Below are 23,927 nucleotides of genomic sequence, written 5' to 3'. Positions count from 1 at the left end.
TGTCGCTGTTCGACCATCCGCCCTTTGGCGTGGTCGAGGGAACGGGCGGGGTGGTGATAGTCGGTTTCACGTTGCCAGCTGGCGGCGGTGGTCGTCCCACCGCCCGGTCAGATCGGCGTGAAGGTGAACCCAAGGGTCCTCGCGCATCTGACTCGCCTTCCGCCACTGCATGGCGAACGCCGCGGCGAAGGTGTCGATGTCGGCCGCCGCAGTCTGCTCCCAGGACGGGAACTGGGAAACCCACGCCTCGGCTTCGTTCGGCGAGTGGCCGGCCTTGAGCAGCCAGGGGATCAGCAGCCCCAACTCCACCCAGGCGGCACCGCGGGATACGAACGCCCAGTCCACCACGTAGGCGCGGCCGTCGGAGGTGATGATGAAGTTGTCCTGGTTGAGGTCGGTGTGAAGCAGCGTGTGCCCGGCTAGAAAGGCCACGTCAGCAGTGTGTTTTTGCCAGCGTCGCTCGACGACCAGTCGTACCGCGTCGGGGCACGGAGCGTTGTGAATCGCCTGGATGGTCTTGGCCAGCACATCCAGGTCGGGCGACCCTGGAGAGAAGTCGGCGGGGCGTCCTTGCACGTGGTCGAAGCCGAGGGCGAGCCACTCCCCGGCTTCGACCTGCCAACGCAGCCGAGGAGCTAACTCGGTCACTACGGGGTTGACGGAGGCTTCGCGGCGCAGCGACTTGACCTCGGGACCGTCCCTGTCGGCCAGCTTGCGTGCGGCCTTGACGAACACGGGGCCGCCGGTGGTGTACAGGGTGGATGCGATGTCCGCGTGGTTGCCCGTGGGGGCCGGTTCGACGTCGACGACGGGGCCGGTATGGGCTTCGATCTCGGTTCGCAGGTCCTCGGGCAGATCAGACCAGTCCGTGCGCACGCGCGGCTCCTTCTCGCTCAAATGGCGATGGTGAGTGGGGCTTCCAGCGGCAGGTGCCCGCTCCAGTCCACCACCGATCGCCAGCCTCGGCCGTCCATGTCGTTGCAATCAGGCGGACAGCAGCTCGCCCCGGCCTCGCCCTCCCAGAACTCCGGGTCCACGTAGTAGCCGGTGGCGTGCAGTCGAGGGATGGTGCGGGCGAGGGCGGTACCGGATCGGATGTCGTCGTCCATGACCGGTCGGTGGTGGATGAACGACTCGGCGAACCGGTAGCTCATCGGAACGTACACCTCGGTGCGCTGGAGGCTCAGGTGCCACGCCTGATCTACCGGCGGGGTCGGGACGATGCGGACGTAGTTGCTCGGGTCTTGGCGCTCGGCGCGGCGGATCTCACCTACGGCCTTGAGGAACACCAGGTGCTGGCCGACGACGCGCTGGCAGTAGTCGTGGGTGGCGTGCGTGGCTTTGCGGACGTCCTCGACCAGTAGAGCGAACGCAGGAGCAGGGATCAGTTCACGCGGGTCACGGCCAACCTGGTTGATCTGGTCCGGTTGGGCGGCAGTTACGGGCTTCTCTGGAGTGATCGTCATGGGAACCTCCTGTGCGCGCCTCTCTTGTGTCTGTCCAACCTCTGGGTGGATCGGGTGTCAACTGGCTCGGGGGCCAGGAAGATGGTCAGGGGCTGATCACACCTCGCCCTCGTCCACGAGGACCAGTTCGCGGTGCCCCAGCGATAGCAGGCGATGCATCGACATCGCGGTCTCTTGCCCGTAGCCCAGCGTCATCAGCGCCGAGTCCATCGTTTCCAGGGTGGTTCCGGCGGGCCGTTCGGTGACCTCTCGCTCTCGGATCTGTGCCGCGCGTTCGTTCACCGCCGCCACCAGCTGATGGAGCACCTCGACGTTGTGCATCAGGCATCCCAGCGCGTCCACGACCCCAGGCAAGGGCAGGTCGTCTAGGCCGCCGCCGCGCACGATCTTCATCGTGATCTCTGCCTGGGCAGCAAGGGCGCCCAAGGCCGTCAGAATGTCCCCTCCTCGCCTTGGCGCAGCCTTCTGCTCCTGCGGAGCCTGCTCTCGTGGAGCTTGTCTCGGAGGGACCTGCTCGCGCGGAGGTCGTTGCTCTTGCATGCCTCGGTCCCGGTTCACCGCTGCTCCTGGGTGTACAGGCGTTGGAGGATCTGAGGGTCGATCGGCGCGGCGGCCAGGGTTGCGGGGCGGGGCGTGAGCCCGGCTCGGCGGTCGCGGACGGCCTCGTCCGGGTCGGGTTCGCGTGTGATCAGGCGGGCGGCGCCGGGCGTGGTCAGCAGCGCCCACGAGGCCGCGACGGTCGCGGTCAGCGCGAGTGGAGAGTCGGTCGGTGGAGGCGGCTGCCTCGCGCCGGGATCGGGGGGCGGCTTGGCATCCAGGCGTGGGCTGAGACCAGCGGCGATCCCGGTCGTGGCCAGGGGGCCGAACTCCTGCAGAACGAGATGGGCTTGGCTACGTGTCCAGCCGTGCTGGGCCATCTCGTTTTGGACGACGGCACGGTTATCGGCCCAGAACGCCAGCCATGTGCCCTCCGCCATCGGCCCCCAGTGGGCGGCGACCAACGGGACACCGAGGTTGTCGTAGCCGATGCCGCCGGCCCACCACAGGAGGCCGGACTCGGCGGGTGGTCTGGCAACGGGGCTCCACGCTCGGTCGACGTCTGGGTCGGCGTCGCTGGAGGTGAACTCGACCATGCGGGCGCCCAGGGTGACGGCGGTGGTGGCGGCCACCTCGTCCAGCCCGTAGAGGTGTGCGTCGGCGACGCGGCGCGCTTCGTCGGCCGCCAGCGCCTTGGGCCGTCGGCGGGCGGGGAGAGCGGTGATGGTCGGCGGGGCGGTGAGCCGCCCGGAGAATCGCTGCTCCTCGGCCCAGTGGGCTTCGCCGTATCGGACGATGAAATGGTGGGTCGCGCGGCGCAGGCGGTACAGGTGATCGATCCGCGCGGTGGGATCGGTGGAGCCGAACGGTTCGACGTCGAGCGCGGAATTGGTCATGCGGAATGGATCTCTGCTCCGGGGATAGGCGGATCTGGGGGCGGCGCTATCTGCCGATGGTGAACTCAGCCCACACGAGACGGTGGTCGGACCATTTGTCTCCGTTGAGCTCGACGCCGTACCCGGTGATGCATGCGGTGGGCAGCGTCGTTCGGACCTGGTCGCATCGGTAGGCGAGATGATCACCACCGCCGTCCTCGTTGGGGGTTCCATGCCCCACGGTCGGGGTCGGGTCCTTCCAGACGCGGCCGACGTCGCGGAAACCGGCGGCGTCGAGCTCCTGCGCCGGGGTGGTGTCGAGCTTCTTGGCCGTTTTGTAGGGATCGAGTCCGGTGGTCTTTGGGTTGTCGTCGAGCGCCGCGGAATTGTGATCGCATAGGTAGATCACGTCGAGGTGCCGGTGCACGGTGATTGTTTCGGCCTCAAGATGCCGAACGCCGGGGGAGCTGGGGGCTGAGTGGCCGACCAGGACATGGATGGGCCGACGGCGCCCGTTAACCCGGACGGTTACGTTGGTGAGGCCATGGACGAATGGTGCACCGGTCAGGTGCTCGACGTGTTCGACGGTGAGATTGTCGCCTGTGCGGACGAAGGTCGCCAGGTCGCAACCGTAGAAGTTCGAGCGGCCCACGAACGACCAGCGCATTCCGAGCTCGGCGGCGACGAGCTTTTCCAGCTGCGGCGAGTGCACACCCCAGGTGGCCTCCTGGAGTCCGACCACGTCGAAGTTGTGGCGTGACAGCAACCCGAGCTGCTTGCGCAAGCGGGAATCGTCGAGATCGGGCTCGCCGATGTCGCCGGACTGGTTGTGGTCGGCGAGGTTGGCCAGGCCGCCTTCGAACAAGTTGTAGGTGCCGACCCGGAGGATGACGGGCTTGTCCCACGTCTCCGTTTCAGACATGCGTGCTCCCAGCGAGAAGTTTGTGGAGGATCTGCGCGCTCTGACAGGGAAGCCCGGCGGCCATCAGACCGGATTAGCGTCCGAGTTGACCTCCGGGCCGGTGGCGGCCAGGTCGTCCCTGATCGAGCGGATGAAGTGGGCGGTGGGGTGGTCGGCGGGGAGGGCTGCCCCGAGGTGCTCGGCGGTGGCCAGGGCTCGGCGGGCGGCGTCGGTGTCCCCGGTGCCGGTGTGGGCCTTGGCATACAGGCAGTGCAGGTATCCGTCGTGGGGTGCGGAGGAGTCGGGAAGGAGATCGGCGGCGAGGTCGAGGCGATCGAGGGCTTGGTCGAAGTCGCCGCGATTGATGGCTGCTTCGGCCTGATTGAGGGCGAGGCGGGCGCGCGGGTACTCCTCGCCGAGGTTGACGAAGATCTGTTCGGCCTCGGCGAAGTGTGGGGCGGCTTCGTGGTGGCGTCCTCGGTCACTCAGGGCGGCGCCGAGTTGGCGGAGCAGCAGTGCCCGCCCACGGGGGTAGGGCGGTGACGCGTCGTAAAGCGCGAGCCCCGTTTCCAGGACGGCTATTGCCTCATCCGGACGTCCCAGCTCCCGCAGCGTCGCCCCGAGATGCTCGCGAGTGGCGGCGCAGGAGAGGGTGTCGCCGGCTTGGCGGGCGAGTTCGTCGCTGACGGCATGGTGATCCAGCGCGGCGTCCAGATGACCCTGGCGTCGTGCCAGGGCGCCGGCCAGCATGTGGATGCGGGCCTGGGCGCCCACGTCGCCGCAGCGCCGGGCCGAGTCCAGCGCGACCTGGCAGACCTGCTGTCCGGTGGCGTAGTCCTGCCGGTGGATGACGTAGCCCCACAGCACGTCGGTGAACTGCCAGGCCAGGTAGTGCTGGCCCGCGTCGGCCGCGGCCGCTTGGGAGGCGAGAAGCGTCGCAACCCATGGCTGCATCGCCGCGATCGCGGCCTGGCGTCCGGTCACGGCCGAGGGACGCTCGGGGTGCCAGGTGAAAACCGCGGCGTAGCGGCGACGTTGCGACATGGCGGTGTCGATGCCGGCGGCCCACATCAGGTAGTGGCGGGCGGCGGTGGCCACGACGGCATCGTGCTCGTCGGCTGCCATCTGGCCGACCAGGCGCGCGGCCTGCGTGGGGTCCCGCAGCCGCCACTGGTCGCCGATCTCGTGTTGCACCAGGTGCGCCTGTCGGAGGTGGGCGAGCACGCTGTCGGTGGCTTCGTCACGCAGCTGGAGCGCGGCTGCGGCCGCGTCGGTGCTGAAGATCGGGCCAGGCAGGACGGCCAGAACCTGGTAGGCGTGTTGAAGTTGGGGGGACAGTTCGGAGTAGGCGGCATCCACAGCGGCGTTCACGATGTTCTCCTCCTCAGCGACGGTGACGGTGTGTTCTGGGGTGCTGGAAAGCGGTGGATCATCACGGCCCGCCATGGCGCGCGGCGGGCACGGACGGAGGCGGGGTCGGGAGAGGCGGGCGGCCAGTTCACCGATGGGGCGGTGCGGCCGGGCAGCCACGTAAGATGCGGCGGCGACGATCGCAGCGGGGAGCCCACCACACGCGGCCACCAACGCGCGGAGCCCGGCCGGGTCTGCGGTGGCGCGGGAACCGATGACATCGGCGGCCACGTCCATCCCGGCGTCGAATGGCAGCGAGCCCAGCTCAACATTGTGGGCGCCGTCGGCGGCCAGCTCGGGCAGCCGGTGGCGGCTGGTGACGATGACCAGGCCGGTGGCGGGCAGCAGTGCCCGCACCTGCGCGGCGCTGGTCGCACGGTCGATGACCGCCACGACACCGTCCGTGGTCAGCGACCGCAGCATCGCGGCGGCTTCGCCTGGGTGGGCGGGGATCCAGGCGGCTCCCAGCGTCCGCAACCAGCCCGCGAGCACGGCACCGGTGGCGGCAGGGGCGATCTCCGCCTTGCCCAGGGCGCTGAGGTCGGCCCACAGGGCGCCGGCGGGCGCTGATCCGGCGTGGACCGCCCGGTGTGCGAGGTCGGCGGCCAGGGCGGTAGCGCCGACACCGCCCGGCCCGCTGATCACCAGCAGGTCCGGCCGTACACCAACTTCGCCGCGCCCTTCACCTCGGTCGGGCGTCAAGTACCTGGCCGCCACAACTACCAGGAGGCTGCGCTCACGTTCCCGGTCACGGATCCGGCCGGGTGGAGCGGGCAGCAGCATCGGCGGCCGTCTACTCCCGTCCACGGCCGTGTGCACATGCACACCGCCGTGGACGGTGGCGGCCTGCACCATCGTGCCGACCGGTGCCCCTGCCTCAAGCCTGTTCTGTGAGCCGGTGAGGGGCTCGCTGGTAGGCGCGGTGCTGGATCCGGTGGTGGTCACTGTTCTGCCAGCAGTTCGGGCAGCTCGCGGACGTGGCGGATCAGCACCGCGCCGTCGGGAAGTTCCTCGTCGGCCCGCAGACCGTCCTGGCGCACAAGCGCCGCACGCATACCGTGGCCCATCGGCTCAAGCACGTCGTTGACCAGGTGGTCGCCGACGAACAAGATCTCTTGCGCTGGACAGTCCGCAGCGGCGATGACCAGGTGATAGAACAGCGGATCGGGCTTCCCGACGCCAAGCGAATGGGAGAGCAGCGCCAGCGTGAACACGTCGTCGATACCGGCGGCTTGGAGTGCTGGCCAACGGCTTTCGCTGGGCAGGGTGTTCGACGCGAGGATGAGCCTCTTCTTGCGCCCGTACAGCACGCGCAACGTCTCGGCCGCGCCGGGATCGACGGGCTTTTGACCGAATGCCGGATCGACATGATCGAGGGAGATCGTCTTCCCATAATCCAGTGCGATGGCCGCGGTTGTGATCGGCGTGGACATCATGCTCCGAACTGTTGGCTCGCCCGGCCGGAGAGGGAATCGCATGACGAGGGCGGAAGATCCCAAGTGCGGGCTGACGCCCCTGGCCAGACAAGAATCAGGAAAATGACGGCTGGGCTATGCGCTGTAGGCGGCTATCGGGGTGTGCCGCGCATGAGTCCGCGGGCTGCGGTCGCCAGGGTGGCTAGCACGTGCCGCCGCCCGCGACGTCGGTCCACGTCGAGCCCCAGCGCGATATCGTCCGCAGCCTGAACCGGGTCCGCAGACAGCCGCTCCCAAGGGCCATCGGGCTCGGCTCTCCACCGGTAGGTCGTCCCGGCCCATGCGATGCGCATCGCCCCGTCTCTGCAAAGGACAGACAGATAGCAGCCGGTCTCACCGTCGAAGCCGGTGCGGAGTTCCAGTCGTGGGGCGCGGTACTGAAGGGCGGCTTGTAGACGCAGGCTCGTTCCGAGTGTCTCAGCCAGGCGCGGATCGTCGGCAGAACCGAGGTCAGGGGTGGGCGGGTGCTTCTCATGTGGCATGAGTGCTGGTCCTCTCTCTGGGGGCGTGGTAGGGATCGGCAGAGGCGGCGGGCCGGGACAGAACGCGGTCCATCGGCGCTCTGGGGTCGGCACCCGAGATTGGTTGGGGGTCCATCACGACCTTCTAGCCGTGGTGTCCGTGAGCTGGCTTCGAGCTGCCGCGACGTCCTCATCCTGGTCGAGGATCTGGCCGACGCCGCACCACAGGTCGTCGGTGTCGAGTTCGGGCCAACGCCACTCAGGACACCAACGGGATACCGGCACGACCCCAGGTGCCAGGAGTCGTGTTCCAGCGAGGAGATCTTGAACAGCAGCCCGGCTACGGGGCAGAGCGAGGCAGGGGTACTGTCCGGCACCCATAGCCTCGAACAGCCTCGTTTCGTAGCCGTCGTCGGTGAGGGCGCAGAACGCCAGGCAACTCCCAGGCGCCAAAGCGGCACGTAGCACCTTCAGCGCGGCCGCTGCGGAGAGGTCGGGCAACACGTCCAGGCTGTTAAGCATCACGACACCGACGGGGCGCTCCAGATCCAGCCAGCGGGCGGTGTCTTCCAGCAACGCGGCGGGGTCGTCCAAGCCTGCGGACACATAGCCGCATACGCTTCCCGGGAGGGGATTCAGTAGCGCCTCGGCGGTCCGGATGACCCAGACGTCGGAGTCGGCGTAAACCACACGGGCCAGCGGGGCGGCCCGGTGAACGATGTCGTGGACTTCCGAATGCAGCGGTAGATCGGTGCCGACGATCAAGAACTGATCGATCCCATACCTGCTCATCAGGGCTCGCACCACGCGGGCCCGAAACACCAGCCGGTATCGCGCCAGCCTTGTGATCTGCGGGTAGGTCTCCTGCGCCCGATCACAGAACTCTCGGTCGCCAGGGAAGGCGTCCTTGCCGCCCGCCCACAGGTTCCAGAGCCGGGCCATCATCGCCCGCGCGGTGTCGAACCCGTCGAGGTCGGCACGGGCGGCCGCCCAGTCGAACGTGGCTTTGTCGGTCATCGCACGCATCCCTTCTCGACGACTCTGGCGGGCTTGCGCGCGACTCCGCCCAGGCCAAGCTCCGCCGCTGCCCGGTCGGTAGCGGGCTCGCCGACGGCGGGGCGCCAGTCTGGGAGAGGCGTCACTCCTGGCGGTACCAACTCCCAGCCACCGAACAGGGCGGTGATCTGCTCGGTAGTGCGGAGCGTTCCGACTCCGAGTTGGTCTTGGTAAGCGGCGGCGACCGAGGCCATCTCTGGACGGGACAGGCCGTGAGAGATGACTAGATGGCTCCCCGGGGCGGCCGCATCCAAAAAGGGGGCCACCACCGCGTCGGCGTCCTCGAAGAAGTGCAACACGGCGACGAATAGCAGCGCGATCGGCTGGGACAGGTCCAGACCGGCGGCGCTGGCCTTACCCAAGATCGTGACGGACTCGTGAGCATCGGCGTGGATGTAGAGCGTGAGCCTCGGGGAGGTGGAGGCCAGCAGCGCACGGGCGTGGACTGCGACCAACGGGTCATTGTCGACATACGCCACCCGGGACTCAGGCGCGTACCTCTGAGCGATATCGTGGACGTTGTTCTGAGTGGGAAGACCGGTGCCGATATCGATGAACTGCCGAATTCCGGCCTCTTGAGTCAGGTAACGTACCGCACGTCCCAGGAACGCTCTATTGTCGCGCACCAACCGCTTGAGGTGTCTGTTTTCCTCAAGGATCTTTCTCCCGAAGTCGCGGTCAGGGCGGTAATTGTCCTTGCCTCCCAAGAGCCAGTCATAGACACGAGCCACGCTCGCCTGGTCCATGTTCGGGTAGGCGGGTTCGTCGCTGGTCTGCCACAGGTGCCTGTTCATGCCGCGACCGCCAACCCGACGAGTGGGCTGCGGCCACATGCGATTGGGCCAAGGGTGGGCATGGCGAGTTCCTGACATGGTGTCGGAGGCGGACTGTGATCACGGTGGCGTTACGAGCGGGACCGGTGCTAGAGCGAGGACGGCGGTGTCACTGCCCCGCTGCCGGGATCGATGCCCGGCCGTTCGGCCTCGCGCATCGCCGCGGTCAGCCGGGCAGGATCGGGAGCGGACACGATGCGCGCCTGGTCCCCGATGTCGAACAGCGCGTACGCCGTCAGGACCCGGTGCTCCAAGCTCCAGGTGATGTGCCACAAGCGTTCGGCGCGGTCGAGTTCTGCCGCCTGCCGACGCCGGTCCGCATCCCACTCGCGCCGGTACACCCGCTCATGCAGGTGCCCGCGCCCGTGCCTTCGCTGGTGACGTCGCCGCATGTCATTCATGAATGCGAGCTAGGGTGCGTGAGTAGGAGGCATGATTGGGTCGAGTCGGCGTACAGTTCGGCGACGTCCTGGACGCGCTCGGCCAGTACGTCTGAAGATGTCCGTTCCCATGGCCTGACCATCCACCACCGGCTGGTGTCGGTGGTGGGCAGGATTGGCCGGTCCGGGAACTCCTCCCGCACGAAGGCCTTTTCCGTCTCGGTTCGTAGCGTCTGCTGTACTTTGCCCATGCCTGACATCACCTCCGGTCAGGCCCCGGGACCCCTACTGGACTAACAGTGGGCCGGGCCGCCTTGTGTTCGGGGGCCCGGACTGTCGTTCAGCCGTATCGAGCCCATGAACCGATGCTGGTGCTTCACAAAGCCGGGCAGTGACACACCTGGTGTCACCACGTCTGAGCTGGCTAAATGGCGCGGGCCCACTCGGCGTATGCCACCAAGGGATGTGGAGGTGACACGTGCAGGCGGAGCAGAGTTATTAGGGCATCTCGCACGAATGGATGCTCACGCACGTGCTGGGGAGCGACCTGTCGGGCCGCCTGAAGCGAAGCGAACGCCTCGTCACGCATGCCCAGCCACATCTGAGCGCGGGCCAGATCGACGTAGTAGTGAGATCGGCGCTCGGTGGGCAGTGCGTCCAGCCGCACCTTCCTGTGGGCGTCCTTGCCACCGGACGCGAGCTCGACGGCGCGTGCCGCTTCCCCGAGTTCCACGGCCACTGAAACTTCATGCACATGCAGCGAGGCCGGGCCGAAGGCGGTGCCGTTGTAGATCCCCTCTGGAACTTTTCGCGCCAGGCGCCGGGCCTCGCCGAGGTGGTCATTGACAGCTGCGAAGTCCTTGGTCGATCTGGCTGCCACCACGGCCGCGCGCATGTGCAGGGCGCCCGCTGCGGCCTGGAGCTCGGCTGAATGCAAGGTCGGCATATCATCCAGCGCGATCTCTAGAGCCTTGAGCCCATGGGCGAGACTTTGGCCGCTCGCGAAGAACACTTCGGTCCGGACGTAGGCCGTAGTGGCAATCAGTGCGGGATCTTCCGCGAACTGCGCAGTCCGGCGCATCAGCTCGATCAGGCGCGCGGACAGGTCGTAGTAGCCGTACTTGTATGCGACAGCATCCGCAGACCGGTAGGCCGCAGTGAGAATCCGAGCGGCGGAGCGCCGGTCGCGCCGTCCTTCAAACACAGAACGCGATAGCTCGACGAGCAGCGGAGGGAGCTCCTCGGCAAGGCGTGTGTACTGAGAGGTCAGGCGGCGTCGCATCGCGATATCGGTCGCTTCACGCAGCTGGTCCAGAGGACGTACAGGACCATCGTCAGGAATGTCGTAGGAATCGATGGCACTGCGGATCTCGGGGACTGCAACGTGCACGCGGCTGTCGGTGCGAGCCCGGCGCCCAGTGAGCGCCTCCGGCTCGACTCCAAGCGCGTCGGCGATCGACTCCAGAACCCGGTCGGTGGCGGGACGGCTGCCCTGCTCGACTTTGCGCAACGTGCTGAGCGAGACGTGTGCAGTTTCGGCCAGTTGCCGCTGGGTGAGGCGACGCGCCACCCGCTTGGCGGCGATGCGATGGCCAACCTGCATGTCCCGGGTCACCGTACGCTCCGCTGGTAGATCCTGCGACAACGCTACATGCCCCCCTCGGCGGGCGCCGCATGTCAGCGAAGCAGACCAGGAAGCTCGGCCAAGCTGTCGACTACCCAGTCCGCGGCCCCACCGCCCGCTGGATCGTCGGCCCACAGGTAACCCCACGGTCCCCGCCGGACGAGCACCGTCCGCAAGCCGGCGGCCTTGGCAGGCTCGGTGTCGTTGGCCGGATGGTCCCCGACGTAGACGACTTCATCGGGCGCGCCGGGCGCCCACTCGGACAGCCGGGCGAAAAAGGCCGGATCCGGCTTGGCTACGCCCCACTCCTGCGAGGTGGCGATCGCATCGGCGGGCAGGTCCAGCGCACGCAGGCAGTCGCCGGCGCGTGCGGTCTGGTTGCCCGCGATGCCGACCCACAGGCCTTGGGCGCGGAGATCGGCCAAAGTCTCGAGGACGTCGCCGTAAAGGTCGGCTTCGGCGATCTGCTCGCCGCACCCGGCATCGATGCGGGCCTGGCGCTCGGCGAGCAGGTCCAACCCGGGCCGGATGAGCCGAAGCGCGTCGGCGTTGTCGCGTCCCTGAGCCGTCACGGCGCCCACGAGCGCCGACATGGTGTGAGGCGGGACGCCGAGCCAATCGGCCCACGCCCGCCACTCCCGCGTGTCATCCACCAAGGTCTCGCCAACATCGAAAACCACAGAGATCACCCTTCCAGCGTACGGGTGGGCTATCCATCACGGCCGATACGACCGGGCGTCCACAAAGATGCCGAAGCCTTCCCGCTGGCGCGCGAGAGGCGCATCGCCGTCTCCTCCGCCGAGTCGACTGTGAGGCCGTACCGGTGCTTCACGTTGATCCAGCACTTGAGGCGGAGTGACGCCAGCGGCGGCGAGTACGTCGCTGGGTCCTTGTCACCGGGCTGTTCCTTGTTGCGGGCCATGCCGGGCATCGCCAAGAGGCCATCGACTTCGGCGGTGGCGTAAATGGTCTCCGTCCCGCCGGTATGGGCGCCCGCAGCTCGGCTAAGACGTCATGGTGGATGGCGGCGCGGGGGGAATGTGGAGATCAGCGGTCTTGGGTGTTTGGTTGTGGGCTGCGCGTAGGTGGTTGCGGAAGCGGCGGCGTAGTAGGGGGAGCGGGGCGGTGGTGCCGAGTCGGCGGAGGAAGTCTTCGACGGTCCAGGTGATCAGTGCGCCCTGCCGGGAGAGGTAGAGGCCGACGCGGTTGATACCGTAGTGGTCGTCGTAGTCGAGTAGGAGGTAGCCGGCGAGTTGGTAGATCTCCTCGCGGCCGAGGCGGCGTGGGCGGGTGGTGGCTTTGCAGTCCAGCAGGAGGCCGTCCAGGATGTAGTCGGCGTCGGCGCCACCGAGGTCGCTGCTGCCTGCGAACAGCGGCCCGCACACCTTGGCTGAGGCGGGCAGGGCTCGTAGGGAGGCCAGGGGCTTTCCGGCCAGGTGTATCTGCTGGTGGATGTCGTTCACGGCGTGGCCGGGGACCATCGCGCTGAGGTCGGCGAGCGTGGTGGTGGGCGTGGCGGTGCCGAGCAGGCTGTTGCGGCGGATGTGTCCGGTCCGGGCGAGGTCTTCGAAGAACGCGGCGACGTAGCACAGTCGGGTCACCGCCTCTTGGGCGCGTATGTCCTTGTGGCGGCGGTCGGGGTCGGTCAGGTAGGCCTCAACGTTGGCCAGCAGCTGATGCCCTGCGGTCAGCAGGGCTTGGCGGACCGGGCGGGGCGGTGAGCCGGGGAAATGGCCACCCTCCTCGAAGGCGAGGACACCGAGGTGGACCGCTGGGCCGAGGCGGCCGCCGAACGACAGCCGGAGCCGGTAGTCGATGGCATGGCCGAGGGCGGACCAGTCGGGGTACTGAACCTCGATCGGCTGCACCGGGTGCGGTAGTCCGGTGAGGTGGGCGAGGTAGTCGCCTTCGATGGCCGTGGTGTCGGGCAGGTGGGTTTGCATGAACTGCGAGACCGGTGAGGAGGGGTGCTTGAGCTGGCCAGTGAGACTCAAGCCGATCAGGGACCGGCCGGTCGCTGCGCGGGACTTCTCGTAGTCGTCGATCCAGGCAAGGCCCTCGGGGTCCAGGAGGCGGCGGGCGCGGCTGACCGCGACGTAGATCAGGCGGGCCTCGGCGGGGTTGAGATCGCGGGGGATGCCGTCCTCATCGGCCAGGGGGGCGTCGAAGCCCTTGCCGATGCGGACGCTTTCCCACTCTCGGCCCTTGGCCTTGTGCGCGGTGGACACCGTGACCTGGGCGTGCTCTGGGGGTGACAGGCGGTCGACGGCCTGCAGGATCAGGTCGGGGCCGTAGGTGTCGATCAGCCCGACGATCGCCTTGAGGTCCTGTCCGGCGCTGTCGTACTCGACGTACTCCTGCACTTCTTCCCAGGAGGTGAACAAGAACAGCTCCGGGTGGGTGGTGCGTTTGCCGGACTTGAGTTCCATGGCGGCGGTGGCGATGCGCTGCAAGGCGCTTCCGCCGCCGGTGAGTGCGACCGGGATGCCGAGGTCGAGGAAGGCCAGCACCTCGGCCATGGCGTCGGCGTTGCCGCGGCACAGCACGGCGTCGGGGTGGGGCGTCCGGCCGATGCGGGAGGCGGTAGGGCCGTGGCCGGTGAGCTGCATGGCCGACTCGGCGTGCTTGAGCCACCGGTTGGCGACCGCGGCGATCTGGGGGCCGAAGCGGAACGACTGGGTCAGGTGCAGGTGCTGGGCGGGGAACCCGGTCATCACGTCGCGGGCGTTGCGCCAGCCGTAGATCTGCTGGGCGGGATCGCCGACGCACACCCGCTGGGCGTCCTGTGACAAGAACACCTCCTCCAGCACCGGGTTGGTGTCCTGCGCCTCGTCCAGCAGCACGAAATCGGCGTCCAGCACGGGCCTGTCCATCGCCCACAACTTCATGTAGTGGTCGTGATCGAACTTCAGCTGGCCCTTCGGTGCGGTGATGTCCTCCCACGCCATGGTCGCGTACCGCAGCAGGATGCGCGCCAAGAAGTTCTGGGCGTCGGTGTCCAGGCCGTTGACGGGTTCGGCGTGGTGTGCCATCACCTGCTGGTCGGTGCTGTAACAGAACCGTCGGATCATGCTCATCACCAGCCGCGCCTGGTGGGTGACGGTGATCTGGCGGTCGCGGCCGAGGTCGATGCTGCGGTTGATTCCCAGGATTCGGGCGGTCTGTTTGGCTGGAATCCGCGCGGCGGCGTTGAGCCGGTCGCTGTAGCGGCGCCCGACCGCCTGGAACGCCAGCGAATGCGCGGTGCGGCACTGCACGTTCGGACCGAACCGGTGTCGGGCGTCCTCGGCGATCGACCGGTTGAACGCCACGTACAGGCCGCGCCTGCGGGTGGAGGCGCCCATCAAGACCAGGGTGGAGGTCTTACCTGTGCCGGCGCCGGCGACCAGCGCCAGGTCCTGACCCGCGGCGAACACCTCGCGGGCAGCCTGCTGCTCCGTGGTCGGCTCAATGGCCATCAGGTTCCTCTCTGGGAGATGCGGCTTTGTTTACCGCAGCCCTGAGGCTGCCCACCCAGTCACCGAGCGTCAATCGATCTACCGCAATGCGTAGTGACCGCTTTAGGTCGCGGCTCAGCGTGATCGTCCGTGGGCACCCACCCCCCAAGCCAGTTGAGCGCCCAGCTCAGAACCGCGCTGCGCGCCGACCAGCGAAGCGAGGAGGGGTGCCCTGGCGGAGCACTGGTTCCCCAGAGTTTTGGCGGTTCGCCGTTGTCACCTTTGCATAGCGGCTTTGTCGACCTTGGTCAGGGATTGGGGGAGCGTTGGAGGTCGGTGAGGAGTTGGTGGGTTTGATCGTCGGGTTCGGCGTCGAGGTCGGTGAGGCGGCTGGCGAGGAGTTGGTAGGTGCGTTGGGCGGCGTCGGGGTGTCCGAGGTGGGTTTGGAGTTTCATGATGGTGCGGTAGAGGTTTTCGCCGTAGGGGTCATGGGTGATGGCGTATTCGAGAGTGATGAGGGCTCGTTCGGGGTGGTCGTGTTGGAGGAGGTCGGCGAGGTCGGCGAGGGCATCGATGGTGCGCCTGCGTAGGTGTTCGCGGTGTGTTTCGGCCCATTCGTGGGTCAGGTCGCTGGCGAAGTGGCCGGTGTAGAGGTCGGGCGCTGGGGTGAGCGCGGCGATGCGGTCAGGGGCGTTAGTGGCGCGGCTGGCGTTGCTGAGGGTGGTGGTGAGGTGCCAGAGGTCGACGTCGATGAGGACGGCGTCGAGGCGGTAGAGCCCGGTGGTGTGGATGAGGAACATGGGTTCGCGGAGGCCGGTGGCGGTACGCAGGGTTTTGCGGATGTTGGCGACGGCGGTGTTGAAGGCACTGGTTGCCTTGGCGGGTGGGTGGTCGGGCCATAGGTGTGAAATGGCTTGTGCGCGGGTGATGCCGTTGGGGTGCAGGGCAAGGTATGCGAGCAGGTCGCGGGCGCTGCGGCGTAGGCCCGTGGTGATGGGGCCGTTGGTGGTGTGCAGTTGGACCGGGCCGAGGAGCTGTAGTCGGATCGGTCGGGGCTGATCGTTGCCGGATGGTCGCGGTGGTGTTGGGAGTTCGGGGGCCGGGCGCGGGGCGGGTACTGGTGCGTGGTCTTGGGCGGGGCGGGGGGAGGGTGGGGCGTCCTCGGTTTCGGATGGTGGGGTGCCGGTGGCGCTGCGCAGAATGGCGAGCATGGCGCGGGCGTCGTCGCTGGTCAGGTGGAAAAGGTGCGCGCCGGTGAGGGTGTCTGCGTGAGGTCCTTCGGCGTGGGTGACGGTGGCGTGTTCGGTGAGGTGCAGGCTGGTGCCGTGAGACCAGGGATTGAGGATGAGGGCGCCGATGCCGTGGCGGTGGCCGAGTTGGGCGATGGTGTTGACGGCGGCGGCGTGTTCGGGGATCGAGGCGACCAGGAGCAGGGTGGGGAGCGGTTCGGCGGGATCGGCGGCCCGTAGGGCGGCCAGGTCGGGTTGGTCGGTGATTTCCAGAAGACGGGCGCGGCGTAGGAGCTCGGTCTCCAACTCGGCGACCGCGGCGGCCACCGTCGGGGTGATGGTCAAGCCCGGCGGAGTAGAGGCGGCGGAAGTGAGGTCGCTACCAGGAAAGAGCAGATCGAAGTCGGGCTGGGGGAGGAGAAGCTGTGCGCGGTCGCGGGAAGCTTTGCCGAGGAGTTCGATGGTGATGGCGCGGGCGGTGGCGTGGGCGCCGTCGCCGTGGAGGCCGAGGCTGAGGCCGGCGAGTGGCAGGCGGATTGGTGAGTCGTTGCGTGTGCCCAGGGTGGTGTGCTCTGGTGCGGGGGTGGTGTGGTCGCTGGTGAGGAGTTCGGCGTCGGAGGGCACCGGGGCGTCGTGGTCGGCGAAGGCCCGGTCCAGGTAGGCCTTGCGGGCCTTGGCGACCGGCGGCGGGGGCGGTTCAGCAGGGGCGGTGTCTTGGACGGTGTCGGCGGGGTGGTGGCGCCGGCGACGGTGGAGGCGCGTGGCGGCGACGGCGATGCTGAGCGCGGCGGCCAGACCGAGGCCGAAGGTGGATCCGGACGGCAGGGTGATGCTCGAGGAGGGCTGTTGGTCGTCCGTTCTGTGCGGCGTCTGTGCTGGTGGGCTGGGGGCGCGGGGTGGCGCCACGATGGGATTCGGCACCTGCCTCGACGCGGCCTCCTTCGGGGCGGGGCGTGGCCGCGCCGGGACGTCGTCGCCTGGAGCCTTCACCGGTGCTGAAGGGCGTGGGCCTTTGGCCGGTGGGATGGCTGCTGAGTCGGAAGAGGGAGCAGACCTGTGACGGATCTGGGGGAGCCGGACGCGTTGACCTGGGTGGAGGTGGTTGGGGTCGGTCAGGTCTGGCACACCTGCGGGTTGGTCGAGGCGCTGGCTGGCTTTGAAGATCTTGGAATAGTAGGTGCCGGATCCGTAGGCGCGGCGGGCCAGGGTCCACAGGTTGTCGCCGCGATGGATGATGCGCGTCGTCCAGGTCGGCTCGCGGGATTCGGTGTGCTGAGCCGTGCCATCTCCGAGGAAGGGTTCCCAGCCGTCGCCATCGGCGGTGCCCTTCGTGGCGGTGTCCTGGGCGGGTGAGGGTTCGTGAGGAGCAGACGGCGCGGTAGCGATGGTGTGCGCGGATGCGGATGTGGTGGTGAGCGTCGCGGTGGCGCTGAAGGCGAGGGTTGCGGTGGTGATCAGATTTCGGGCCAGCAGTTGCAATGGCCGAGCCGGGCGGGGCAGCGATCGCGCGGGCCGTCCAGCCAGGTAGCAGACGGTCTCGGTGCCCACCGCGATGGCGAACTGGACCCAGGCGATCCAACCCAACAGCCCGATCGCAGCTAGGAATACTTGCTGGTCGCTGTCGGGTCCCATCAGCGTCGCGGTGATCTGGGCCCACGAGGGGATTTGGTGTGGGAGGGGCGAGCCGCCCACCGCGTACAGGCCTATCGGGACGCCGACCAGAAGGACGATGACGAGCAGAAGAGCAGCGATTCCTCGGCAGATTTCGGCGGCGCGGGTGCGCGGGAGCTGGGTCATGGTCGGTGAGGTCCTCGCACTCCGGTAATCAGGGTGGCGGTCGCGACCGCGTCCGCGTGTAGGTGAGTAATTCCGATGACCGGCAGGAAAAGTGCGGGTCGGGTGAGGGCCACATGGACGCGGATGGTGCGTGACCCGGCGGTGGTCACATCGCCTCTGTAGCCGCCGGCGTTCAGGTATGCGCGGGCACTGCTGATCGCGGACTGGCGGTCCATGATGAGTTCGCCGCTTGTGTAGGCGCGGTCGACGTCGACTCGTCCGGCAGCGGCGCGGGCGGCTTCTTGGGCGACGGTGTTGGCGTCCTGTCGGGCTTCGAGGGCCTGCTCGAAGTCGATGACGGCGCCGAAGAAGACCACGACGGCCATGGTGATGATGACGGCGAAGACGCTGACGCTCCCGCGTTCGCGGTGCTGCCGCGTCCCACGCCTGCGGGGTGACTGTGGAGCGGTGGTCATCGTGTTGCCCGGTAGGGGTCGATGGGTGATCGGTGGGTTTTGGTGACTGTTCGAGCGCCGGGCATCCCCGGTAGTCCGACGTCGCTGAGTTGGATGGTGCAGGTCACTCGCGCGGAGACTGTGGCGGGTTGCCCGACGGGGCGGTTGAAGCCGGACAGATCGAGTCGGACGGAGGGTGTGCAGTGCAGGCCCCGGTCTCGCAGGGTGTGCATGGCGCTGGTGCTGGCTTCGTCTTTGGCTTGGTGTGCGGTGCGGGCGATGGAGGCGTGGCGTGCGGCGTCGGCGGCGGCTTGGGCGACCACGGCGCTGCCGTGCGAGACCCGCATCGCCACCAGCAGCCCGGCGAGGAAGGCGATGAACACCGGCGCGAGGATCGCGGTCTCCACGACCGCGTTGCCCGCATCCCGTGTCCCGCCCGCGCGGACCGATGTTCCCTTCCTCCAGTTCACGCCGAGTCCGGGGTGGTGAAGCGTTCACGAGGACCGCGCACCGTCTTGGACACGGTGATGGTGACGCCCGGCAACAATGACGGCGCCTTCCCGGTGACCCGGACGGCGATGGTGTTGGTACCGGACACGGTGACCGAGGGCGCTTGCAGGACAGGCTCATCGCGGGCGAAAGACACCGCGGCGGCTTGCCCTCTTGCAAAGGTGCCCTGGCGGGCGCGCGCGATGCGGAGTCCCTCTTCAGCGGCCGACTGTGCCACGTCCCGGGCCACCGACACCATCACCGCCTGCACCAGCACCAGGAACAGCAGACCCACGACGGGGAAAGTGATGGCCATGGCGACGGTCGCGGCCCCATCATCGCGTCGCCCCCGTACCCGTCGGAGCGTGTTCATGGGCCGCTGGCGCCGGGAATCTTGTTGATCCAGCCGTGCACCTTGCTGGACACGGCCAGGTAGACGACGAACGCCAGCCCGGCGAAACCGGCCACGATGATGATCGTCTCGACGACCCCCGACCCCGCGTCGCGGCGGCCCCGCAACTCAGTGGCGAGGCGTCGGCCTCTGTCTTGCATGGCGAGTGCGACGCGGAGCGCCGCGGTGTTGAGCGAGTTCATGGTCCCCTGATGTGTTGGTGTGGACGTCCGGGCGTTCAGCCGGACGCCAGAAGTTTGGAGAAGAACGGGAAGCCGACCAGGATCACGAAGCCGAGCATGAGCAGGCTGGTCGGCACCCACATGGCGGTCGTGCGGGAGTTGGCCTCGGCCCGTGCGGCGGCGGACGCCTCGTGCCGCATTGAGGTGATCTTGGCGACCAGGACGTCATGCATCTTCGCGCCCTCGCTTCCGGCGATCTCTGCTGTATGCGCGAGATCGATCAGATCCCGAACGCCGATCTCCTCACCGAGCTGGGCCAGGGAGTGCCAGGGCTGCTGCTGTGCGTGCCGGGCCCGGGTCAAGGTTTGGCGGACGCGCTGGAATGGCCATCCGTCGGTGATCTTCGCCGGGTCTTCCAGCGCAGCGTTGAGCGCGGCTCCGGCTTGGCGTTCCAGCACGACCAGCTGGAGGTAGGCGGTGAAGGCGTACCGGAAATCCCGCCGATGCTGACGAGCGTGGGTCCGCACGGCCCAGTCCGGGACCAGCGACAAGGTCACCGCCAGCAGCAGGCCGCCAAGGACGGGTAGCGTCCAGGACAGCGGGCGTCCCGCTAGCGCCGCCGTCGCGCCCAGTATCGAGGGTGCTGTCAGCCCGACAATGCAGAGAATGAGCTTGTCTAGCAGGAACCGCTCGACCGGCCGCGAGAGCAGGGCCAAATCGGTCCGGGGGACCGCGAGCATTCCCGTCGGCCGTGCGACCCGCTCGGCAAGCCATCGTCCCAAACCCGCTTCCGCGTCCGAGCGGGCGGCAGAGGGCGAGGCGCCCTCGAACAACGAAGGCTGGAGCGGTCCAGGTCGGATGCGTGCCAAGGCCGCGTCCAAACTCGGCGGCGGAGGACGCAGCTCCCAGACCAGCAGGATGAGTCCGACGGCGGTCAGACAGCCGGCGAGGGCGGCGATCGCAGTCACTGCGACCTCCTGACCTCGGCGGTTGCCGAGGGGGTGGGTTGGAAGAACCGGGCGCCGGTGGACAGGCTCGCCAGCCGCCGCATCCACCACAACCCGCCCGCGTAGATCCCGGCGACCACGGCGAGCACGCCTTGGCCGAGCGAGGTGCCGTAGGGGGCGGAGAGGGTCTGTGAGGAGACGAACAACGCGCTCAGGGCGGCGATGGACACCACGATCACGATCAGAGTGGTCCGCAATCCAGCCCGTTCGGCTTCGACCGCGCGGCGCACGATCACCTCCTGCTCCACCGCATCGGCCAGCAGACTCAACGCTTCTCGGGTGCCGGGACCGCGCCGGCGGGCGGCCAGCACCAGAGCACAAGCGATCAGGTCGGCGACCGGATCGTTCAACTCTTCGGCAAACGCCCGCAACGCCTGTTCAGGGTTGGCGTGGTTGCGCAGCCGCGCGGCCAGTGTCCCCACAGTGCCGCGAATGGCGGCGGGAGCGATACGGGCGCTGTCGGCCAGAGCCTGCTCCAGACCGCGGCTGGCACCGATCATCTCGGCCAGCCGCCTTGCCCACTGCGCCAACGCTTCCAAGCGCGCGATCTGGCGCTGGGGTGCTCGTCCCGACAGCATCGGCGGCAACGCATATACCGCGGCGCCGATGGCCAGTGCGGCGACCGGCCACCGTGACAGCAACAGCACGAGCAAACCGGCGCCCGTGCCTGCCAGCAATCGGTTGCGGCGATTCGGCCACGCCGGAGACCGTACCAGCATCTGCAAGCGGGATGGCGGACGCCCGACCTGGGCACCGGGCACGGTCCCTCGTACCCCAGCCACAAGGGCGGCGACGGCTCCGGCGGCGCACAGACCGGCGAAAGCAGCCAGCAGCGCCATTACAACCAGTCCTCACGTGCCGGGCTCGTGGCAAGTAGAGCGGGGTCGAAACCTTGCGCAGCCAACTCGTCCAGCAAAGCGGTGCCAATATGGCCACCGGCCGGAGTGGCGCGGCCGTCGGGCCCAGGGGTGAAGATGTGATTGCGGGTCGGTTCGGCCGAGTCCGCTGGTGGTCCGATTTCCATCACCTGTGACACGTACCGTTGGTTGCTGGTCTGGTCGCGTTCCAGGTAGACGATCAGGGGTTCGGCGAGACCGAACATCAGGTGGACGTCGTCGGCGTCGAGGCCGAGGTCGGCGCGTCGGCCGAGTTGGACGACGCGGCTGAACACGTGTTCGGGTCGGTGGACGTGCAGGGTGCACATCGAGCCGCGTGCGCCGGAGTACATGACCTCCAACATCGGCGCCAGCTCCCCGTGCCGCGCCTCGCCCACGATCACCCGGTCGGGATTGAGCCGCAGGCATGCCGGTACCAGGTCTTGCAGGCGGACCTCGCCCGCGCCTTCGGCGTTGGCGTGGCGGGCCTCCAGGGCGACCACGTCGTGGTGCCGGTGCGCCAGCCGCGGGTCGTCCAGGAACAACTCGAAGTCGCTCTCCAAGGTGATGACCCGCTCCTGGGCCGGAATTTCGTTGGCCAAGGCGCGCACCAGTGTCGTCTTGCCGGTGTTGACCTCCCCGCACACGATGAGGTTGCGGCGAGCCCGGATCGCCGCCGCCAGAAAAGCCTCCAGCGGTCGGGTCAGGGTGCCCAGGTCGGTGAGCTGACGCAAGGTGACGTCGACCAGCCGGTGCACCCGGATCGCCAGGTGCGGGCGCCGGGATACCCAGCCGACCACGGCCAGCCGGACGCCATCGGAGAGTGCGACGTCCAGCAGGGGTGAGGCGTGGGAGAACTCCCGGCCGGTGTTCCCGCGGCGCGCCAGCAACTGCACCCACTCGATGAGGTCCTCATCGGTTTCGGCGACCGGTGGGCCGGGTTGCTTGGTGCCGTCGGTGTAGCTGACCCAGGTCTGCTCGCAGCCGTTGACGACGATGTTCTCCACATCGGAGCGCTCCAGATAGGGCTGCAACGGCCCCAGCCCGAACCGCCGATCGAATACCAGGCGGGCGACCTGGCGCAGCACCTCCGCCGACACCACCCGACCGGACGCCAGCAGCCCATGCGACCACGCCTGCACCTGCGCATCGATCAGCTGCCGCGCCCGCACCCGATCCACATCATCACCGAGGACGTCCACAAGCTGCGCGGACACCTCACGAACCGCCGCCCACACGTCTGTAGCCGTGCTGATCGGCTCGAGTGGCCTTGAGCCCGGAGCGCCTGAGGCCGCGTGGCCGTAACCGGCTGGTCCCACCGGCGCCCCTCCCCGCGCGATCACCGGGAGGTGCCTATCGTCGTCGCGGCCCTCGAATGCGTCGCATCCCCCTCGACGTCCTCCACCATCTCCGAGCTGCTGACGGCCGCACGCAGGCGTCGGCCCAATCCCCCTAGCGACCGCACCAACAACGAGGTTTTGAAGGTCAGTCGTGGGCGCGCCCCGTCCGACAGCACCCGAGCATGCTCGGGTGCGTACGGCACCTCCGCCAGCACCGGGACCCCCAACGCTCGCTCTACCTCGGCTGCGCTGTAGGCACCGTCCGCGACCAGGCACAACCCGAACGGCACCCGTTCGGGCACCAACCCCCGCAGCAACTCCAACCGTGGAGCGGCCGCGTCCACCTGCGCCAAGGCCCCGCTAAGCACCATGACCACCGCGTCCGCCGCCTCCAACAGCCCGTAGGGGGTGTCGGTACCCCCGACCCGGCCAAGATCGGCGACCACGTCCCCATTCCGAGCCCTCAACGCATGGGCCAGCCGGTTCGACAAGGGCCCCAGACGAACTCCGTGCCGAGGATCACGGACGCCGTGCAGCAGCTCCACTCGCCCGTCCTCAGCGATCGGTACCACGTATTGCTCCAACGCGATCGGCGCGTGCGGATCGGCGTCGGCTATGACACCGAGCAGCCCCGGCCCCGCCGGTCCCCGCAGCCGGTCCGCCATGAAGCCCGGCAACACCCGGCGGCCCATCGGGTCACACTCGGCCAGCAAGACCCGCCCCGGCCACGTCAACGTCAAACCCAACGCGGCCGTGGTCACCCCAGGCGACCCTCCCGGCGAGAGCAAGCAGTACAACGCCACCGGCTCAGCCCTGCCTCTCGGTCACCACGAGCACAACAAGCCCGGCCGCCGCCTGTCGCGCCACCGTACTGCTCTCGGAATCCGCCACCAGCAGGGACGCAGTCACGGTGCCCTCCGCATCCGGCTCCGCCACGTCATCGATCACCCCCGCCACGTCCCGCAGCGCGGTCGTCGATGCACGTCCCTGCGGGGGACCGGCAGCAGCCTGGTCCTGGCTTCCAGCGATGAACACGACTCGGACCCTCCAGCCCGGCGCCAATCCCGGCGGCAAAGAGCCGGCCTTCAATGGAACCGTCACCAACGCCTGTCCCGGCTGGGGACTCGACTGCGTCGACAGTTGCGAGGCCGCCAACAACGTCCCCCGCCGGAGCCCCACCGCCGCCCGCTGCCCGACGACCTCGCGCAACTGCCGTCCCGACACCGTCTCCACCGCAGAATCCGCAGCCACCCGGACCACCCCGACATCGGCCTGAACAATCTCGTGGCCCACCGGGACGTCCCGCGACATCCGCAGTACCGGCACCCGACTGCCAGCCGACCGGAACAGATACACGTTCGTCAGCACCGCGACCACCACCAACATGACAGCGGCCGCGACCCACCCTGGCCGCCGCTGCCGCATCAGCCGCCCCGAAAGCGGCGGAGCCACAGAAGGACCGGCCGACCTCGAAACAGACGGCTTCGACACTGCCTCAGCATCCAGCTTCACAGAACCCCTCATCCGTACAGTCCCTGCGCTTCGGCTACCGGCATCGGGAAGGTCCGAGAACGCGTCAACGGCGGCAACACCCCACCCGCTCCGCCCGACCCTCGCCACGTGCCGCCCCACGTCACTGACACCCGGACCCGATAGGCGCCGCCCGGCTCGTGGGCTGACGAGCGCGGAAAGGTGTACGAGCAGTCGGTACGTTGCGAACTCGCGGGG

At 68.4% G+C, this 23,927-nt stretch carries 23 protein-coding genes; all 23 read right to left on the bottom strand.

What is annotated here, in order from left to right:
- Positions 1-66 precede the first annotated feature (66 nt).
- Positions 67-897 (bottom strand): phosphotransferase, encoded by an 831-nt coding sequence (locus GNZ18_RS02070; RefSeq protein ID WP_173390608.1) that lies wholly within the window; start codon positions 895-897, stop codon positions 67-69.
- Positions 894-1,466 (bottom strand): glycine-rich domain-containing protein, encoded by a 573-nt coding sequence (locus GNZ18_RS02065; protein ID WP_156214346.1) that lies wholly within the window; start codon positions 1,464-1,466, stop codon positions 894-896. Before GNZ18_RS02065 ends, GNZ18_RS02070 begins: the two co-directional genes overlap by 4 nt.
- A 96-nt stretch (positions 1,467-1,562) precedes the next feature.
- Positions 1,563-1,892, bottom strand: coding sequence for a hypothetical protein (locus tag GNZ18_RS02060; RefSeq protein WP_173390607.1), 330 nt, complete (start codon positions 1,890-1,892; stop codon positions 1,563-1,565).
- Positions 1,893-2,020: 128 nt separating this feature from the next.
- Entirely contained in the window at positions 2,021-2,899 is an 879-nt protein-coding gene (locus GNZ18_RS02055) for a hypothetical protein (protein ID WP_156214344.1), read from the bottom strand.
- A 46-nt stretch (positions 2,900-2,945) separates the two neighbouring features.
- Entirely contained in the window at positions 2,946-3,800 is an 855-nt protein-coding gene (locus GNZ18_RS02050) for an endonuclease/exonuclease/phosphatase family protein (RefSeq protein WP_156214343.1), read from the bottom strand.
- Between the two features lie 63 nt (positions 3,801-3,863).
- Positions 3,864-5,972, bottom strand: coding sequence for a tetratricopeptide repeat protein (locus GNZ18_RS02045; RefSeq protein WP_173390606.1), 2,109 nt, complete (start codon positions 5,970-5,972; stop codon positions 3,864-3,866).
- 158 nt (positions 5,973-6,130) lie between these two features.
- The gene (locus tag GNZ18_RS02040) at positions 6,131-6,625 is read right to left on the bottom strand and encodes an HAD family hydrolase (RefSeq protein WP_173390605.1); all 495 of its coding nucleotides are present in this window, start codon (positions 6,623-6,625) and stop codon (positions 6,131-6,133) included.
- Positions 6,626-7,260: 635 nt separating this feature from the next.
- Positions 7,261-8,142: an SAM-dependent methyltransferase gene (locus GNZ18_RS02035; protein ID WP_173390604.1), complete on the bottom strand. Its 882-nt coding sequence runs from the start codon at positions 8,140-8,142 to the stop codon at positions 7,261-7,263.
- Positions 8,139-8,975, bottom strand: a complete 837-nt coding sequence (locus GNZ18_RS02030; protein ID WP_173390603.1) for an SAM-dependent methyltransferase — start codon at positions 8,973-8,975, stop codon at positions 8,139-8,141. Before GNZ18_RS02030 ends, GNZ18_RS02035 begins: the two co-directional genes overlap by 4 nt.
- A gap of 128 nt (positions 8,976-9,103) precedes the next feature.
- Positions 9,104-9,415, bottom strand: a complete 312-nt coding sequence (locus tag GNZ18_RS02025) for a hypothetical protein (protein ID WP_156214338.1) — start codon at positions 9,413-9,415, stop codon at positions 9,104-9,106.
- 403 nt (positions 9,416-9,818) lie between these two features.
- Entirely contained in the window at positions 9,819-11,009 is a 1,191-nt protein-coding gene (locus GNZ18_RS02020) for a helix-turn-helix domain-containing protein (RefSeq protein WP_312874249.1), read from the bottom strand.
- A 62-nt stretch (positions 11,010-11,071) separates the two neighbouring features.
- The gene (locus tag GNZ18_RS02015) at positions 11,072-11,707 is read right to left on the bottom strand and encodes an HAD family hydrolase (RefSeq protein WP_312874248.1); all 636 of its coding nucleotides are present in this window, start codon (positions 11,705-11,707) and stop codon (positions 11,072-11,074) included.
- A 315-nt stretch (positions 11,708-12,022) separates the two neighbouring features.
- Complete coding sequence (locus GNZ18_RS02010) at positions 12,023-14,476, bottom strand: UvrD-helicase domain-containing protein (protein WP_156214337.1); 2,454 nt, start codon at positions 14,474-14,476, stop codon at positions 12,023-12,025.
- 287 nt (positions 14,477-14,763) lie between these two features.
- Entirely contained in the window at positions 14,764-17,481 is a 2,718-nt protein-coding gene (locus GNZ18_RS02005) for a BTAD domain-containing putative transcriptional regulator (RefSeq protein WP_156214336.1), read from the bottom strand.
- Positions 17,478-17,936 (bottom strand): pilus assembly protein TadG-related protein, encoded by a 459-nt coding sequence (locus tag GNZ18_RS02000; RefSeq protein ID WP_156214335.1) that lies wholly within the window; start codon positions 17,934-17,936, stop codon positions 17,478-17,480. Before GNZ18_RS02000 ends, GNZ18_RS02005 begins: the two co-directional genes overlap by 4 nt.
- The gene (locus GNZ18_RS01995; RefSeq protein ID WP_312874247.1) at positions 17,933-18,322 is read right to left on the bottom strand and encodes a TadE/TadG family type IV pilus assembly protein; all 390 of its coding nucleotides are present in this window, start codon (positions 18,320-18,322) and stop codon (positions 17,933-17,935) included. The genes GNZ18_RS02000 and GNZ18_RS01995 overlap by 4 nt, the downstream gene beginning before the upstream one ends.
- Positions 18,323-18,381: 59 nt before the next feature.
- Positions 18,382-18,777 (bottom strand): TadE/TadG family type IV pilus assembly protein, encoded by a 396-nt coding sequence (locus GNZ18_RS01990; protein WP_376766255.1) that lies wholly within the window; start codon positions 18,775-18,777, stop codon positions 18,382-18,384.
- A complete protein-coding gene (locus tag GNZ18_RS01985) occupies positions 18,774-18,998 on the bottom strand; it encodes a hypothetical protein (protein ID WP_156214332.1) in 225 nt (74 codons plus the stop codon). Before GNZ18_RS01985 ends, GNZ18_RS01990 begins: the two co-directional genes overlap by 4 nt.
- Positions 18,999-19,033: 35 nt before the next feature.
- Positions 19,034-19,945, bottom strand: coding sequence for a type II secretion system F family protein (locus tag GNZ18_RS01980; protein ID WP_156214331.1), 912 nt, complete (start codon positions 19,943-19,945; stop codon positions 19,034-19,036).
- A complete protein-coding gene (locus GNZ18_RS01975) occupies positions 19,942-20,823 on the bottom strand; it encodes a type II secretion system F family protein (RefSeq protein WP_156214330.1) in 882 nt (293 codons plus the stop codon). Before GNZ18_RS01975 ends, GNZ18_RS01980 begins: the two co-directional genes overlap by 4 nt.
- Positions 20,823-22,076, bottom strand: coding sequence for a TadA family conjugal transfer-associated ATPase (locus GNZ18_RS01970; protein WP_156214329.1), 1,254 nt, complete (start codon positions 22,074-22,076; stop codon positions 20,823-20,825). The genes GNZ18_RS01975 and GNZ18_RS01970 overlap by 1 nt, the downstream gene beginning before the upstream one ends.
- A gap of 122 nt (positions 22,077-22,198) precedes the next feature.
- Complete coding sequence (locus GNZ18_RS01965; RefSeq protein WP_156214328.1) at positions 22,199-22,960, bottom strand: CpaE/TadZ family protein; 762 nt, start codon at positions 22,958-22,960, stop codon at positions 22,199-22,201.
- A gap of 46 nt (positions 22,961-23,006) precedes the next feature.
- The gene (locus tag GNZ18_RS01960; protein WP_156214327.1) at positions 23,007-23,576 is read right to left on the bottom strand and encodes an SAF domain-containing protein; all 570 of its coding nucleotides are present in this window, start codon (positions 23,574-23,576) and stop codon (positions 23,007-23,009) included.
- Positions 23,577-23,927: the final 351 nt, after the last annotated feature.

The sequence above is a fragment of the Actinomadura litoris genome, from assembly GCF_009733595.1.
GTDB lineage: Bacteria > Actinomycetota > Actinomycetes > Streptosporangiales > Streptosporangiaceae > Spirillospora > Spirillospora litoris.
The sequence above is the reverse complement of the archived record's forward strand: the minus strand, read 5'-3'. Positions and strand labels throughout refer to the sequence as shown.